Below are 16,613 nucleotides of genomic sequence, written 5' to 3'. Positions count from 1 at the left end.
GGTTCACGCCATGAATGTTCTGTCTTCCGTCGACACCAAGAAGGCTGAGGCTGCCGAGATCGTGGATGAGCTCTGGTACAAGGACGCCATCATCTACCAGCTCCACGTCAAGGCCTTCGCCGACAGCAACAATGACGGCATCGGCGACTTCGCCGGACTGACCGAGAAGCTGCCCTATCTCCAGGAGCTCGGCGTCACCGCGCTGTGGCTGCTGCCGTTCTATCCCTCGCCCGGCCGCGACGACGGCTACGACATCGCCGATTACGGCTCGGTCAATCCCGATTTCGGGACGATGAAGGATTTCAAGCGCTTCATCCAGGAGGCACAGAAGCGCGGCCTGCGCGTCATCACCGAGCTCGTCGTCAACCACACCTCGGACCAGCACAAATGGTTCAAGCGCGCGCGCCGCAGCCATCCCGGCTCCAGCGCCCGCAACTGGTATGTCTGGAGCGACACCGACCAGAAATACCAGGGCACGCGCATCATCTTCACCGACACGGAGAAGTCGAACTGGACCTGGGATCCCGAGGCCGGCGCGTTCTACTGGCACCGCTTCTTCTCGCACCAGCCGGACCTCAATTTCGACAACCCGCGCGTGGTCAGCGCCATCATCCAGGTGATGAAGCGCTGGCTCGACGCCGGCGTCGACGGCTTCCGGCTCGACGCCATTCCCTATCTCTGCGAGCGCGAGGGCACCTCGAACGAGAACCTGCCCGAGACCCATGCGATCATCAAGCGGCTGCGCCAGGAGCTCGACGCCTACTCCAAGGGCAAGCTGCTGCTGGCCGAGGCCAATCAATGGCCGGAGGACGTGCAGGAATATTTCGGCCGCGGCGACGAATGCCACATGGCCTACCATTTCCCGCTGATGCCGCGCATCTACATGGCGATCGCGCAGGAGGACCGCTTCCCGATCACCGACATCCTGCGCCAGACGCCGGATATTCCCGCGACCTGCCAATGGGCGCTGTTTCTGCGCAACCATGACGAGCTGACGCTGGAGATGGTCACGGACGTCGAGCGCGATTATCTCTGGACCACCTACGCCAACGATCCGCGCGCGCGCATCAATGTCGGCATTCGCCGGCGCCTTGCGCCGCTGATGGACAACGACCGCCGCAAGATCGAGCTGATGAACTCGCTGCTGCTGTCGTTCCCCGGCACGCCGATCATCTATTACGGCGACGAGATCGGGATGGGCGACAACATCTATCTCGGCGACCGCAACGGCGTGCGCACGCCGATGCAGTGGAGCCCGGACCGCAACGGCGGCTTCTCGCGCTGCGACCCGGCCCGCCTCTATGCGCCGCTGATCATGGATCCCGTCTACGGCTACGAGTCCGTGAACGTGGAGGCGCAGTCGCGCAGCCTGTCCTCGCTGCTCAGCGCCACCAAGCGGCTGATCTCCGTGCGCAAATCGACGCTCGCCTTCGGCCGCGGCAGCATGACCTTCATCCGTCCGGCCAACCGCGCCGTGCTGGCCTATGTCCGGCAATACCGCGACGAGGTGATCCTCTGCGTCGCCAATCTCTCGCGCGCCGCGCAGGCGACCGAACTCGACCTGTCGCCGTGGAAGGACCGCATCCCGCAGGAGATGCTCGGCCGCACCCGCTTCCCCGCGATCGGCGAGCTGCCCTACATGATCACGCTCGGGCCCTACGGCTTCTACTGGTTCCGGCTGCTGGAACGCGACAAGTCCGAGCCGGTGACGCCGCGCGCGGTGCCGGAGTTCGAAACGCTGGTCGTGCCGGTGAATTCGAACTGGGTCTCCCTCGCCCGCGAGCGCGGCGTGTTCGAGCGCGACGTGCTGCCGGGCTTCTTGTCGCGAACGCGGTGGTATCCCGAGCACAATCCCAAGCAGATCAAGACCGCGCTGACCTCGGCGGTGCCGTTCTGCGACATCGGCGACAACAGGCCCTGGATCGCGTTCTTCGAGACCGGGCAAGGGGACGCGGCCGCACGCTACGTTCTGCCGCTGCAGATCGAATGGGTGCGCTTCGACCGCGAGCGCTTCAACCCCAGGGCGCTCGCTGCCGTGCGCCAGGGCGCACGCGAGGGGACGCTGCTCGACGTCGCGACCGACCAGATCTTCATCGGCCTGTTCCTGCGCAATCTGTCGCAGCACCTGGTGGTCGAAGAGAACAATCTGCGGCTGGAGTTCAAGCCCACCAGCCGTTTCGCCGACTACACCATCAAGGAGCCCGAGCGCATCCGCGCGATCGAGCAGTCGAACAGCACCGCGCTGGTCGACAACCAGTACGTCGCCAAGATCTATCGCCAGCTCGAAAGCGGCATCAGCCCCGAGATCGAGATCGGCCACTATCTCACGGAGGTCGCCCGCTTCGCCAATACGCCGGCGCTGCTCGGCAGCGTCGAGCTGGTCGAGGGTGACCAGCGCAGCGCGCTCGGCGTGCTGCACGCCTATGTCGAGAACCAGGGTGACGGCTGGACCGTGACCACGGGGTATCTCGATCGCTATATCGACGAGCAGCGCGTGTTGCCGGCGGGTGAGAAGCTCCGCGAGACCCAGGAGCAGGCGCCTTACCTGCACTTCGTCGCGCAGATCGGCCGGCGGCTCGGCGAGCTGCATGTCGCTCTCGCGGCGGCAAAGCCGGACGATCTCGCTCCGGAGCCGATCGGCTCCGCATACATCAGGCAACTGGTATCCAACCTCAAAGCACGCGCCGAACGGGTTCTGGACCGGCTGGCCGAGAGCCGCGACGGGCTGCGGGAGGCGGACCGCCCGCTGATCGATCAGCTCGCGGAGGCCCGTGCGAGCCTGTCCGACCGACTGAATGCGCTATTGCCTTCCGGCATCGGCGGGTTGAACATCCGTCATCATGGCGACTTCCGCCTGGGGCAAACTCTGATCGTGAAGGACGATATCTTCATCATCGACTTCGACGGCGATCCGCGTGTGCCGCTGGCCGACAAGCGGCGCAAGGCGCCGGCCGCGCGCGATGTCGCGGGCCTGATCCACTCGATCGAGGTATCGATTGACACGGCCCTCAATCGCGCGCTCAAGGGCGCCTCCGACGAGCAGGGTCGGCTCACGGCGGCGCTCGACGAGTGGCGCGAGCGCGCCACCGCAACCTTCTTGTCGGCCTATCACGAAACCATGACCGATCGGCGGCTCTGGCCGGAAGATCGGCAAGCCGCGGAGGGCCTGTTGAGGTTCTTCCTGCTTGATCACGCATTCAACGAAGTAGAGTACGAGCTGGTCCACCGGCCTGAGGGGCTGCATGCGCCGCTGACCGGACTGCTTCGCATTCTGACCAGCGCCGAGAGCGAAGCCCATGCCTAAACTGCCTGCCGAGGCCTATGCGATCATCGAGGGCCGCCATTCCGATCCCTTCCACTATCTCGGACTGCATCCCGAGGGTGGTCGAAGCGTGGTGCGCGCGTTTCTACCCGAGGCCGTCAACGTCGAGGCGGTCGGCGAACATGGCGAGGTCGCCCCGCTCGACCGCGTCCACGACGCCGGCCTGTTCATCGGCGCCCTGCCCAATGGCTCGAAGCACTACCAGCTCCGCGCCAAGTTCGGCAACGACGTCTTCGAGTTCGAGGATGCCTACCGTTTTCCGCCGATCCTGACCGATTTTGATCTCTACCTGCTCGGCGAAGGCACCCATCAGCGCCTCTACGACAAGCTCGGCGCGCATCCGATGCAGCTCGATGGCGTCGACGGCATCGGCTTCGTGGTGCTGGCGCCGAATGCGCGCCGCGTGTCCGTGGTCGGCGACTTCAACTTCTGGGACGGCCGGCGCCATCCGATGCGGGTGCGCGGCAGCGGCTATTGGGAGCTGTTCATCCCGCATGCGAAGACCGGCGATCACTACAAGTTCGAGATCATCGGCCCGCATGGTCATCTGATTCCGCTGAAATCCGATCCGCTGGCATTCGCGAGCGAGGTGCGGCCGAAGACGGCGTCCATCGTGTTCGACGAAGCGCACCTGCCGCGGCCGCGGCCGGCGCCCGACGGCATCAATTCGCTGTCGGCGCCGATGTCGATCTACGAGGTCCATCTCGGCTCGTGGCGGCGCAAGAACGACAATGAATGGCTGACCTATCGCGAGCTGGCCGAGCAGCTGCCGGCCTACGCCCGCGACATGGGCTTCACCCATCTCGAATTCCTTCCCGTGAGCGAGCATCCCTTCGACGGATCATGGGGCTACCAGCCGACCGGACTCTATGCACCGACCAGCCGCTTCGGCACACCCGACGAGTTTGCGACACTGGTCGATGCCTGCCACCGCGAGGGCATCGGCGTGCTGCTCGACTGGGTGCCCGGTCATTTCCCCGATGACCCGCACGGGCTCGGCCATTTCGACGGCACCTCGCTCTACGAGCACGCCAACCCGCTGCAGGGGCGCCACCTCGACTGGGGCACGCTGATCTACAATTACGGCCGCACCGAAGTGACGAACTTCCTGGTGTCGAATGCGCTGTTCTGGCTGGAGCGCTATGCGATCGACGGCCTGCGCGTCGATGCGGTCGCGTCCATGCTCTATCTCGACTACAGCCGCCCCCCCGGCGCGTGGATTCCGAACCAGTATGGCGGCCGAGAGAACATCGAGGCGATCGACTTCCTGCGCCGCTTCAACACGGAAGTGTTCGCCCGCTTCCCGCAGGCGACCACGGCCGCCGAGGAGTCCACCGCCTGGCCCCAGGTCTCGCGTCCGGTCGAATTCGGCGGACTCGGCTTCGGCTACAAGTGGAACATGGGTTGGATGCACGACACGCTGAACTACATCAGCAAGGATCCGATCCACCGCAAGCACCATCACGGCGACATCCTGTTCGGCCTGCATTACGCGTTCTCGGAGAACTTCATCCTGCCGCTGTCGCACGACGAGGTCGTGCACGGCAAGCGCTCCATCCTCGGCCGCATGCCCGGCGACGAGTGGCAGCGCTTTGCGAACTTGCGCGCCTATTACAGCTTCATGTTCGGCCATCCCGGCAAGAAGCTGCTGTTCATGGGTGCCGAGATCGCGCAGAGCCGCGAATGGAATCACGACCAGTCGCTCGACTGGCACCTGCTCGAATACAAGTACCATTCCGGCGTCCAGGCGCTGATCCGCGACCTCAACCGGCTCTATCGCGCGGTGCCGGCGCTGCACCAGATGGATTGCGACCAGGCCGGCTTCGAATGGCTGGTCACCGATGACGCCAACCGCAACGTGTTCGCCTGGCTGCGCAAGGGATTCGACGAGCACGCGCGGTGCCTGGTGATCGTCAACTTCTCCCCGAACGTCTACCAGAACTATCGCGTTCCCGTGCCCCTTGGCGGCAAGTGGAAGGAAGTGCTCAACTCGGATTCCGCCCACTATGGCGGCAGCAATGTCGGGAATATCGGCGAAGTTCATGCCGAGGACGGCGAGCTCCGCCTCACCATTCCACCGCTCGCTGCGATCTTCCTCGTTCCGGAAAGCTGACTGATGCGCCTGACTGCTGGATCGCCCGCACGCCTCGGCGCAAGCTGGGACGGACGCGGCACCAATTTCGCGCTGTTCTCCGCCAACGCGCAGAAGGTCGAGCTCTGCCTGTTCGACGCACAAGGCCGCCGCGAGCTCGAGCGCATCGAACTGCCTGAGAAGACCGAGGACGTCTGGCACGGCTATCTCAACGACGTTTCGCCCGGCCAGCTCTATGGCTACCGCGTGCACGGCCCGTACGAGCCCGAGCACGGTCACCGCTTCAACGCCAACAAGCTGGTGCTCGACCCCTATGCCAAGCGGCTCTCGGGGCGGCTGGTCTGGAGCGATGCGCATTTTGCCTACCGCACCGGAAGCCCGCGCGAGGACCTGTCCTTCGACCGGCGCGACAACGCGCGGGGCATGCCGAAAGCCGTCGTGGTCGACGAGACCTTCAACTGGGGCCGACGCGAGATCCGCCCCAACATCCCCTGGGAGGACACCATCATCTACGAGGCCCACGTCAAGGGCCTGACGCAGAAGCGCGACGACGTACCGCCGAATTTGCGCGGCACCTATGGCGGCCTGTCCTCGCCGGCGATGATCGAGCACCTGAAGAAGCTCGGCGTCACCACGGTCGAGCTGCTGCCGATCCACAGCTTCGTCGACGACCGCATCCTCGTGGAAAAGAAGCTCGCCAATTACTGGGGCTACAATACGCTGTCCTTCTTCGCGCCCGAGCCGCGCTACGCCCAGGACAACGCACTGGATTCGTTCCGCACCACGGTGGCGCGGCTGCACGATGCCGGCATCGAGGTGATGCTCGACGTCGTCTACAACCACACCGCCGAGGGAAACCATCTGGGCCCGACGCTGTGCTATCGTGGCATCGACAACGCCTCCTACTACTGGCTGAACCGCGAGAACCCGCGCTATTACGACGACTTCACCGGCTGCGGCTCGTCGGTGAACCTCACCCACCCGCGCGTGCTGCAGATGGTGATGGATTCCTTGCGCTACTGGGTCGAGGTCTGCCACGTCGACGGCTTCCGCTTCGACCTCGCCACCACGCTGGCACGCGGGCCGAACGGCTTCGATCGCGGCAGCTCGTTCCTGACCGCGGTCCGGCAGGACCCGGTGCTGGCGACCGTCAAGCTCGTCGCCGAGCCATGGGACCTTGGCCTCGGCGGCTACCAGGTCGGCGCCTTCCCCTCGCAATGGTCGGAATGGAACGACCGCTATCGCAGCGCCATGCGCCGCTACTGGAGCGGCGAAGGCAGCCTGATCGGCGACATTTCCAGTCGCATGACCGCCTCGTCCGACCTGTTCAACCACGACGGACGGCGACCGCGCGCCAGCATCAACCACATCACCGTCCACGACGGCTTCACGCTCGCCGATCTCTTCAGCTACAACGAGAAGCACAACGAGGCCAATGGCGAGGACAATCGCGACGGCTCCAACGACAATCACAGCAACAATTGCGGCGTCGAGGGTCCGACTGACGATCCGAGCATCATCAGCCTGCGCCGGCAGCTGCGCAAGAACGTGCTGGCCTGCCTGATGCTGGCGCAGGGCGTTCCGCTGATCCTCGCCGGCGACGAGGTCGGCAACTCGCAATCCGGCAACAACAACGCCTATTGCCAGGACAACGAAGTCGGCTGGGTCGGCTGGGACAATCTCGGCAAGGAGGGCGACGACATGGTCGACTTCGTCGCCCATCTCGCCGACATCCGCCGCCGGTTCTCGCAGCTCCGCAGCCATCGCTGGCTCGATGGCCGCCCCAAGGACGGCATCTCCTACGGCGCACTGTGGCTGACGCCTGAAGGCAACGAGATGACGGAAAGCGACTGGACATTCCCGGATGGGCGGTTCCTCTCCTATGTCATGGGGCCGATGGAACCGGGCGGGGCGGCGATCTTTATCGTACTGAACGCCGCTCCCGAAGAGATCGCATTCAGATTGCCGCAAATGACCGAATACAAGAGCTGGCAGCAGATCCTGAACACGACCGATGCCATGCTGAATACGATCGACTTCCTGCCCGGGAGCGACAGCAAGGCACCGCCGCGTTCCGTGCTCGCCTTCGCGGGGGCGCTATGAGACCGTCCTTCGGGGCGAGGCCGACGAAGGACGGCGTGTCGTTCCGACTATGGGCGCCCGCCGCGCGCCGCGTCGACCTCCTGCTCGACCGCGGGCACGCGATGCAGCGCCGGCAGGATGGCTGGTACGTCGCCGAGATTGCCGACCTGCCCTCCGGCAGCAAATACAAGTTCAGGATCGACGACGAGATCGACGTGCCGGATCCTGCTTCCGCCTTCCAGCCCGAGGACGTGTTCGGCCCGAGCGAGGTGATCGATCACGACGCCTTCGTCTGGCGGGCGCGCGAATGGCGCGGCCGTCCCTGGGAAGAGACGGTGCTGACCGAGGCTCATGTCGGCACCTTCACGCCGGAGGGCACCTACCGCGCCATGATCGACAAGCTCGATCATCTGGCGGCGACCGGCATCACCGCGCTCGAATTGATGCCGCTGGCCGATTTCGCGGGACGCCGCGGCTGGGGCTATGACGGCGTGCTGTGGTATGCGCCCGACAGCGCCTATGGCCGGCCCGAAGACCTGAAGACGCTGGTCGACGAAGCCCATCTGCGCGGGCTGATGGTGTTTCTCGACGTGGTCTACAATCATTTCGGCCCGGAAGGAAACTACCTCGGCCGCTATGCGCCGACCTTCTTCACCGATGCGCACACGCCGTGGGGCAGCGCGATCGATTATCGCGTGCCGCAGGCGCGAGCCTTCGCCGTCGAGAACGCGCTGTCCTGGCTCGGCGACTACCGCTTCGACGGCCTCAGGCTGGATGCCGCCAACCACATCATGGCGATCCCCGGCGAGCAATCGATGCTGCAGGACCTGAGCGTTGCCGCCGGCGAGCTCGCCAAGGCCACGGGACGCCAGATCCATCTCGTGCTGGAGAACGGCGACAATCGCGCCAGCCTGCTCGATGCCGCGCAGGAGCCGCCGAACGGCAAGTATCGCGGCCAGTGGAACGACGACTATCATCACGTCTGGCATGTGATGCTGACCGGCGAGCTCGCCGGTTACTACGCCGACTACCAGACGCCGCGCATGGACCTCGCGCGCGCGCTCGCCTCGGGCTTCGTCTATCAGGGCGAGATCTCGGAATTCTGGGGCAAGAGGCCGCGCGGCGAGCCGAGCGGTGAGCTGCCGCCGGCGACCTTCGTCAATTTCCTCCAGAACCACGACCAGATCGGCAACCGTCCGCTTGGCGAACGGCTGGAAAGCCTGGCATCGCCAGAACAGATCGAGGCCGCCCTCGCAGTGACCCTGCTCGCGCCGATGGTGCCGATGCTGTTTCAGGGCGAGGAATGGGGCTCGACAGTCCCCTTCCCGTTCTTCTGCGATTTCCACGGCGGACTCGCCGAGGCCGTGCGCAAGGGTCGCAAGCAGGAATATGCCTGGGCTTACGAAAAATACGGCGACGAAGTGCCCGACCCGCTCGATCCGGCAACGCTGCAATCGGCCGTGCTCGACTGGACCGGCCGCACGCCGCAACAGGCCGCGCGGCTCGCGCTGGTGAAAGACCTGCTCGCGCTGCGTCGCAAGGAGATCGTGCCCCGGCTCAAGGGCGCAAGCTTCGGCGACGCCGAGGCGGCCGACAACGGCCTGCTCACCGCGCATTGGCGGATGGGCGACGGCACGACGTTGCGCCTCGTCGCCAATCTGTCGGATCACGAGATCACCTCCACCCTCAGCGCGGGCACGCCGATCTGGGGCGGCGCCGGCGAGCGGCTCCCGCCCTGGTCGGTGGTCTGGCGTCTCGGAGGTTGAGATGCCTCCTGCCATTCCGCTCGCGACCTACCGGCTTCAGCTCACCGCGGATTTCGACTTCGACAAGGCCGCCGCGGTCGTCCCCTATCTCAAGGCGCTGGGGATCACGCACCTCTATGCCTCGCCGGTGATGAAGGCCCGCAAGGGCTCGACCCATGGCTACGACACCGTCGATCACAGCCAGTTCAATCCCGAGCTCGGCGGCGAGGCCGGCTTCGCACGACTGAGCGAGGCGCTGATCAAGCACGACCTCGGGCTCATCATCGATTTCGTGCCCAACCATGTCGGCGTGCATTTCGCCGACAATCCCTGGTGGCTCGACGTGCTGGAATGGGGCCAGGCCTCACCGCACGCCGCTTCCTTCGACATCGACTGGGATCAACTGGCCTTTCGCGCCCGCGGCGGCGTGCTGCTGCCGATCCTCGGCTCGTCCTACGGCGAGGCGCTGGAGCGCGGCGACATCGAGCTGCGCTACGATCCCGACGAGGGAAGCCTCTCGGCCTGGTATTTCGAGCATCGCCTGCCGATCGCACCGGAGCGCTATGGCGAAATTCTGCGCGTGATCGTCAAGGAGGCGGACGCGGCGGAAACGGAGCCCGGCAAGCGCCTGCTGTCGCTCGCGACCCGCTACACGGGGCTGCGTCGTCCCAATCGCAAGGAAGCTCCCGTCTTCAAGACCGAGCTCAAGGAGATCGCGGGCGCCGCCGACATCATCGGTCGCGGCCTCGCCGCCTATCGTGCCGGTAAGGACCGCCCGGCGCAGACGCTGACGCTGCATCATCTGCTGGAGCGCCAGCACTACAAGCTCGGGCACTGGCGGCTTGCCTCCAGCGACATCAACTACCGCCGCTTCTTCGACGTCAACGGGCTCGCCGGACTGCGCGTCGAGGACGCGAGCACATTTGCCGCCACGCACCGGCTGGTGAAGCAACTCATCGCCGACGGCAAACTACAGGGAATCCGGCTCGATCACATCGACGGCCTGCGTGACCCCGCACAATATTGCCAGCGATTGCGCCGGCTGGTGCGCGATGCCCAGGGCAATACAAAGCCGTTCTATACCGTGATCGAAAAGATCCTGTGCGAGCAGGAGCGCCTGCCGAAGTTCGCCGGCGTCCAGGGCACCACGGGCTATGAATGGATGAACGTCATCACCCATGTGCTGGTCGATCCCAAGGGCCTCGAAGCGCTGGACGAGACCTGGCGGCAGATCAGCAACCGGCCGCCGCGGCTTGCGCCTTACGTCAAGGACGCCAAGCGGCGGGTCCTGGAGACGTTGCTCGCCAGCGAATTCACCGTGCTGTCGCGCCTGCTCGCGCGCATCGCCAACGGACATTACTCGACACGGGACTTCTCGGCCGACAGCCTGCGACAGGCGCTCGAGCTTTATGTGCTGCATTTCCCGGTCTATCGCACCTACCTGACGCACAGCGGCCCGACGGCACCGGACCGCAAGCTGATCGAGGACACCATCGAGCGCGCCCGCGGGGAGTGGTTTGCCGCCGACGAAGGCATCTTCGACTTCCTGCGCGATGCCCTCACCATGGACCTGCTCAAGCCCGGCCGTCCCCCGCACAGCGCCCCGCGCGTGCGCCGCTTCGCGCTGAAGGTGCAGCAATTCACCGGGCCGATGATGGCGAAGTCGCTGGAGGACACCGCGTTCTATCAATTCCACCGGCTGCTGGCGCTGAACGAGGTCGGCGGCGACCCCGCGAGCACCGGCCTCACCGTTCCCGCCTTCCACCAGATCATGCAGGCCCGCGCCAGGGAATGGCCGCAAGGCATGACCGCGACCGCCACGCATGACACCAAGCGCGGCGAGGATGCCCGCACGCGCATCGCGGCGCTCAGCGAGATTCCCGGTGAATGGACCAGCGCGGTGGCGCGCTGGAAGGTGTTGAACGCACCGCATCTCGCGCACCAGGGCAGTTTCCGCGCGCCGTCGGCGACGTTCGAATACATGCTCTACCAGACCCTGCTCGGCGCCTGGCCGCTCGAGGAGCCGGCCGATGCCGCTTTCGTCGAGCGCATCCAGGCCTATGCCCTCAAGGCCGCGCGCGAGGGCAAGGAGGAGACGAGCTGGCTCAACCCGCATGAAACCTATGAGGACGGCATACGGGATTTCGTCGGGAAAATCCTCGATCCCGCCCGGTCCGCAGAATTCCTGGAGGCATTGCAAACGCTGGCTCGCCGCGTCGCACTGCTCGGCACGTTGAACTCGCTGAGCCAGCTCACGCTCAAGGCGACGCTGCCGGGCGTGCCGGACTTCTATCAGGGCACCGAGTTCTGGGACCTGTCGCTGGTCGACCCCGACAACCGCCGTCCGGTGGACTTTGCCGCGCGCCACACGGCACTAAGCTCGCTGGAGGATCCGGATTGGCGCGGCCTGAGCAAGAGCTGGCCGGACGGCCAGCTCAAGCTGGCCTGGACGCGACATCTTCTCAAGCTGCGCAATGGACTCGCCGACGTATTCGCCCAGGGTGACTATCAGCCGCTCGAGGTGCGCGGCGCACATGCCGACCACGTGATCGCCTTTGCGCGCCGTCATGGCCGCGCGGCCGCGATCGTCGTGGTCGGGCGTCATTTCGCGCCGTTCACACAAGGCGGCCGGGAATGGCCCGCGACGCAAGACATCGACGCGACCGTCGACATCGCCGGCTACACCGCGACGGGCCTTGCGGGGACCGAAGTACCGGTCGCACAGGCCTGGCGCGATCTTGCCGTGGCCGTCATCGAGGCGCGGGCTGCGAACGCGGTGAAGCCGATGCGGCAGCGCGCGCGCGGCTGAAGCTACTTGCCGCCGTCCTTGGTCAGCAGCAACTGGCCGCGCTTCCTGATCGTCGCCTGCGCCATCTCGGCAAAGCGCTGCAACAGCCAGGGCAGCACCACCTCGACCCGGACCTGGTCGTCGGCGACGTCGACCTGACCGGTCGCGATCTGCCCGAGCGCGCGGATGCGGAAATTCATGCTGTCGCCGCTCCAGCGTTCCTCCTCGACCTGCATCACCGGAATGCTTGCCGCGGCGCGGCCAAGCCCCGTCTTGAGCCGGCGCACCGCCTCCTCGCGGCCGAGACGATGCGGGATTGAAACGACAAGCGGTGCTGACATGGTTGCTGTCCAGTGATGGCTCTTCCCACATAGTCATGCCCGCTGCACCTGCAAAGGTTCCATGCAAGTTGGACCCTCGGGCTTGTTTCAACGCGGGAACTTTACAACCTGCGGCAAGTTGGCCCCGCACGACAGGACAAGTGCAAACGACCCTTTCAACAAAGGGCTGGAGGAGATTCGCATGTCAATCGGCACGATCATTCTGATCATTCTGGTCATCGCCCTGCTGGGCGGCTTCAGCGGCATCGGCGGCGGGCCATTTTACGGCACCGGCTATTATGGTGGCGGCGGCCTCGGGCTCGTCATCATCATCCTGCTGATCCTGCTGCTGATGGGACGGATCTAGACTAGGACGAGATCTCGTAGGGTGGGCAAAGGCGCTCTTGCGCCGTGCCCACCGCCCTTCGCAACGAGAAGATGGTGGGCACGCTGCGCTTTGCCCACCCTACCGGGGTTGCGCCCGTCGCGGAGACTACTTCTTCTTCGCCAGCTTCCTCATCGCCGCCTTGATCGAAGCGGCGGCATCGTCATAGCCCTCCCACGCCTTCGATCGCGGCAACAGGGCCGGCACGGTGCGCAGCGTGTAGCGCTTGGGATCGAGATCGCTCTTCACCTGCGCCCAGGTCAGCGGCATCGATACCGTGGCCCCGGCGCGCGCCCGCGGCGACAAGGGGGCCACCGCGGTCGACATGCGGTCGTTGCGCAGATAGTCCAGGAAGATCTTTCCCTTGCGCAGCTTCTTCGACATGTTGATCAGGTAGCGTTCGGGATCGTCGTCGGCCATCCACTGACAGACGCCTTGTGCGAAGGCCTTGGCCTCCTTCCAGCTCACCTTGTCGCGCGCGCCGTGAAGCAGCGGCACCACGACGTGCAGGCCCTTGCCGCCCGTGGTCTTGCAGAAGCTGTCCATGCCGATGTCGGACAGGCGCTGCCGCATCTCCTTGGCCGCCTCGACGACGTCGGCGAAGTCGACGTCGGGCGCGGGATCGAGATCGAACACCAGCCGGCCCGGCGTGTCATAGGCATAAGGCGCACAATTCCAGGGATGCAGCTCGACGCCGCCGATCTGCGCCACGGCGGCGAGCCCCTCGATCCGATCGATCTGAAGGTAGGGCTTGCGATCGCCGGAGACTCTTGCGAGCTCCAGAAGGTTCGACGTCCCATGCATCGCATGGCGCTGGAAGAAACATTCGCCCTTGATGCCATCAGGCGCGCGGATCAGCGAGCACGGCCGGCCCTTGAGGTGCACGATCATCCATTCGCCGACGGCTTCGAGATAGCGGGCAAGGTCCAGCTTTGTGACGACGCCACCATCGCCGTCGTCGGGCCAGAGCTCCTTGTCCGGCTTGGAGATGACGACACCCATGACCTCGGCATTTTGAGCGGTCTGCTTCGACTGCCGCCCCGCTTTGGTGCGCGCCGCCTTCCCGGCGGAGGGCTTGGCGAGCTCGGTATCGACGGGCGTCTCCGCCTCGACCTCCTCGGCAGGCTTGTCCTGCCGCAATCCCTTGAACGCCGCCTGGCGGATGTTGCCGTCAGCGGTGAAGCCGGCGAACTCGATCTCGGCGACGAGCTCCGGCTTCAGCCAGTGCACGTCGCGGGTCTTCTTCGGCGCATTCTTGCCGCCGAAGGGGCTGTCCTTGGCCGCCATGGCTTTCAGCGCAGGCATGATGCGCTTGACCTTGTCCGCGCCGAAGCCGGTGCCGACCATGCCGACAAAGGCGAGATGATCGCCGCGCTGCACGCCCGCCATCAGCGAGCGGAATTTGCCGCTCGTGGTCTTGTAGCCGCCGATCACCACCTCGTGGCCGGCGCGACATTTCGACTTGACCCAGCTGTCGGTGCGGCCGGAACGATACGGCGCGTTCAGCTTCTTCGAGACCACGCCCTCGAGCTCGAGCTTGCAGGCCGATTGCAGCACGGCATCGCCGCCGCTCTCGAAATGCTCGACATAGCGGAGCTGGCTCGATTTCCGCTTGCGGGACTCCAGCAGCTCCTTCAGCCGGGCCTTGCGTTCGCCGAGCGGCAGGCGGCGATAGTCCTCGCCCTCGGCGAAGAGCAGGTCGAAGGCAAAGAAGATCAGCTCGTCGGTCTTGCCGTCGGACAACGCAGCCTGCAGCGAGGAGAAGTTCGGCGCGCCGTTGTGGTCGAGCGCGACGATCTCTCCGTCGATCATGACGTCGGGCAGCGCAGCCGCTTCCTTGGCGATGGAGGCGAACTTGCCGGTCCAGTCGAGACCCTTGCGCGTCTTCAGCGTCGCCTCGCCGTCCTCGACGCGGAGCTGCACGCGATAGCCGTCGAACTTGATCTCGTGGCACCAGCCCTGGTCGGCCGGCGGCCGCTCCACCAGCGTACAGAGCTGCGGTGCGACGAAATCCGGCATCGCCGAGACCTTTCTGGCGTTGGTCGCAGTCGCGGCGCTCTTCTTCGCCGCTTTGCCGCGCTTCAGCGCGGTGCGCGGCGCAGGCTTCACCGTGCGCCCTTTCGTCTCCTCGGCGCGATTGGACTGCCAGACTGCATCGGCCTTGCCCTTGGCGCCCTTCGCCAGCATGAACGGCTTTGGCGCGCGGCCCTTGCCTTCGGCGATCTGCTCCATCGCGCGACCGGAGGCAACGGATTTGTCCTGCTCGAGAATATCGTTGTCCGCACCTTCGCGGACGTACTCGTCACGATGCTTGATCAGGAGCCAGTTGGTGCGCTTGCCGCCGGTACGGTCGTTGCGCATGCGCACCAGGACCCAGCTTCCGTGCAGCTTCTCGCCGTGCAGGGTAAACTTGAGGTCGCCCTTCTTGAAGCCGGCTTCCGGATCATCCGATTCCCAAGTGCCGCGGTCCCACAGCATCACCGTGCCGCCGCCATATTGCCCTTCCGGAATCGTGCCTTCGAAATCGCCATAGTCGAGCGGGTGGTCTTCCACCTCGACTGCCAGCCGCTTGTCGTGCGGATCGAGCGAGGGTCCTTTCGTCACCGCCCAGGACTTGAACACGCCGTCGAATTCGAGTCGCAGATCGTAGTGCAGGCGGCTGGCGTCATGCTTCTGGATGACGAAGCGCCGCTGCTTCGACGGCGCCACTGCGCTCTTGCCGGATGGTTCGGGCGTCTTTTCGAAATCCCGCTTCTGTCGGTAAGTGGAGAGTTTTTGCAGCACGACCGGTCCCGCTTCTCTTTCGGCATCCAAGCCTATCACGGCGAAAGTCCCGCCCGGAACCAAAACCCTATGGGACGGTTGGGGTTCCAAAACGCCTTTAAAACGCTGGAGAACGGAATGGCCCCGCGCGCCTATTGGAAGGGAACGTTGAAGCTGTCGCTGGTCAGCTGCCCGGTCGTGCTTTATCCGGCGACGACGGCGGCCGAGAAGACGCGGTTTCACCTGATCAATCGCGAGACCGGGAACCGGCTCAAGCAGCAGATGATCGATTCCGAGACCGGTGACGTCGTCGAGAGCGACCAGAAGGGCCGCGGCTACGAAGTGCGCAAGGGCAAATACGTCGAGATCGAACCAGAAGAGCTGGACGCGGTCCAGATCGAGAGCAATCACACCATCGACATCGAGAGCTTCGTGCCGCGCGAGGAGATCGACCAGCGCTTCCTCAATCACCCCTACTACATCGCCCCCGACGGCAAGGCCGCGGTCGATGCCTTCGCCGTGATCCGGGACGCCATGAAGGACCAGGAGCGCGTGGCGCTGGCCAAGATCGTTCTCACCAACCGAGAGCACGTCATGGCGATCGAGCCGCGCGGCAAGGGCCTGCTCGGCACCACGCTGCGCTTCCCGTACGAGCTGCGCGACGAGGACCAGTTCTTCGACGACATCAAGAGCCCCAAGATCACCAAGGACATGGTCGAGCTCGCCGGCCACATCCTGCAGACCAAGGCGGCGCATTTCGACCCCAGCAAGTTCAAGGACGAGTACGAGAACGCGCTGAAGGCACTGGTGAAGCGCAAGGCCAGCGGCAAGAAGATCGAGCTGCCGGAGCCCGAGGAGCGGCCGAGTAACGTCGTCAACCTGATGGACGCGCTGAAGCAGAGCCTGAAGGGCGGCAAGAAGACGGCGGCGAAGTCCCATGCGCGGCGCGCGACGGGACGGCGGCACGCCCCGAAGAAGGCGCACCGATCGACGGCGCGGCATCGGAAGGCAGGGTGAGGGGCCTACTCGCCAAGCACTCGATATCGTAGGGTGGGCAAAGCGAAGCGTGCCCACGCATTGTTTCCGATCGAGAGAGATGGTGGGCACGGCGCAAGG

The 16,613-nt window shown here is 65.2% G+C and carries 9 protein-coding genes; 7 read left to right on the top strand and 2 right to left on the bottom strand.

The features are described from left to right. The first annotated feature begins 10 nt into the window (after positions 1-10). Genes treS through treY form a run of 5 tightly spaced genes read left to right on the top strand, consistent with a single transcriptional unit; the run spans position 11 to position 12,050 of the window. Entirely contained in the window at positions 11-3,304 is a 3,294-nt protein-coding gene (gene treS / locus XH96_RS09260; RefSeq protein ID WP_194392230.1) for a maltose alpha-D-glucosyltransferase, read from the top strand. Then, positions 3,297-5,435: a 1,4-alpha-glucan branching protein GlgB gene (gene glgB / locus XH96_RS09255; RefSeq protein ID WP_194392229.1), complete on the top strand. Its 2,139-nt coding sequence runs from the start codon at positions 3,297-3,299 to the stop codon at positions 5,433-5,435. The genes treS and glgB overlap by 8 nt, the downstream gene beginning before the upstream one ends. Positions 5,436-5,438: 3 nt before the next feature. Next, positions 5,439-7,517, top strand: coding sequence for a glycogen debranching protein GlgX (gene glgX / locus XH96_RS09250; RefSeq protein WP_194392228.1), 2,079 nt, complete (start codon positions 5,439-5,441; stop codon positions 7,515-7,517). Then, complete coding sequence (treZ, locus tag XH96_RS09245) at positions 7,514-9,262, top strand: malto-oligosyltrehalose trehalohydrolase (RefSeq protein WP_194392227.1); 1,749 nt, start codon at positions 7,514-7,516, stop codon at positions 9,260-9,262. The genes glgX and treZ overlap by 4 nt, the downstream gene beginning before the upstream one ends. 1 nt (position 9,263) lies before the next feature. After that, complete coding sequence (gene treY / locus XH96_RS09240; protein WP_194392226.1) at positions 9,264-12,050, top strand: malto-oligosyltrehalose synthase; 2,787 nt, start codon at positions 9,264-9,266, stop codon at positions 12,048-12,050. A 2-nt stretch (positions 12,051-12,052) separates the two neighbouring features. Here treY and XH96_RS09235 read toward each other — a convergent pair whose 3' ends face one another. After that, the gene (locus XH96_RS09235; protein ID WP_028177495.1) at positions 12,053-12,370 is read right to left on the bottom strand and encodes a polyhydroxyalkanoic acid system family protein; all 318 of its coding nucleotides are present in this window, start codon (positions 12,368-12,370) and stop codon (positions 12,053-12,055) included. Between the two features lie 181 nt (positions 12,371-12,551). Between XH96_RS09235 and XH96_RS09230 the strand changes: the two genes are divergently transcribed. Beyond that, positions 12,552-12,716 carry a DUF3309 family protein gene (locus XH96_RS09230; RefSeq protein WP_084298933.1) on the top strand — a complete coding sequence of 55 codons (165 nt, stop codon included), beginning with the start codon at positions 12,552-12,554 and terminating at the stop codon, positions 12,714-12,716. Between the two features lie 126 nt (positions 12,717-12,842). On the opposite strand, the gene ligD is transcribed toward XH96_RS09230, so the two are convergent. Further along, positions 12,843-15,518: a DNA ligase D gene (ligD, locus tag XH96_RS09225; RefSeq protein WP_194394081.1), complete on the bottom strand. Its 2,676-nt coding sequence runs from the start codon at positions 15,516-15,518 to the stop codon at positions 12,843-12,845. A 117-nt stretch (positions 15,519-15,635) separates the two neighbouring features. On the opposite strand from ligD, the gene XH96_RS09220 reads away from it, so the two are divergent. Next, positions 15,636-16,514 (top strand): Ku protein, encoded by an 879-nt coding sequence (locus tag XH96_RS09220; protein ID WP_194392225.1) that lies wholly within the window; start codon positions 15,636-15,638, stop codon positions 16,512-16,514. Positions 16,515-16,613 lie beyond the last annotated feature (99 nt).

The sequence above is a fragment of the Bradyrhizobium sp. CCBAU 51765 genome, from assembly GCF_015291725.1.
Classification (GTDB): Bacteria; Pseudomonadota; Alphaproteobacteria; order Rhizobiales; family Xanthobacteraceae; genus Bradyrhizobium; species Bradyrhizobium liaoningense.
The sequence above is the reverse complement of the archived record's forward strand: the minus strand, read 5'-3'. Positions and strand labels throughout refer to the sequence as shown.

Coding starts and splice junctions, on each gene's coding strand:
- treZ (WP_194392227.1), top strand. CDS start 7,514: ATGAGACCGTCCTTCGGGGCGAGGCCGACGAAGGACGGCGTGTCGTTC.
- XH96_RS09230 (WP_084298933.1), top strand. CDS start 12,552: ATGTCAATCGGCACGATCATTCTGATCATTCTGGTCATCGCCCTGCTG.
- treS (WP_194392230.1), top strand. CDS start 11: ATGAATGTTCTGTCTTCCGTCGACACCAAGAAGGCTGAGGCTGCCGAG.
- XH96_RS09220 (WP_194392225.1), top strand. CDS start 15,636: ATGGCCCCGCGCGCCTATTGGAAGGGAACGTTGAAGCTGTCGCTGGTC.
- glgB (WP_194392229.1), top strand. CDS start 3,297: ATGCCTAAACTGCCTGCCGAGGCCTATGCGATCATCGAGGGCCGCCAT.
- treY (WP_194392226.1), top strand. CDS start 9,264: ATGCCTCCTGCCATTCCGCTCGCGACCTACCGGCTTCAGCTCACCGCG.
- glgX (WP_194392228.1), top strand. CDS start 5,439: ATGCGCCTGACTGCTGGATCGCCCGCACGCCTCGGCGCAAGCTGGGAC.
- XH96_RS09235 (WP_028177495.1), bottom strand. CDS start 12,370: ATGTCAGCACCGCTTGTCGTTTCAATCCCGCATCGTCTCGGCCGCGAG.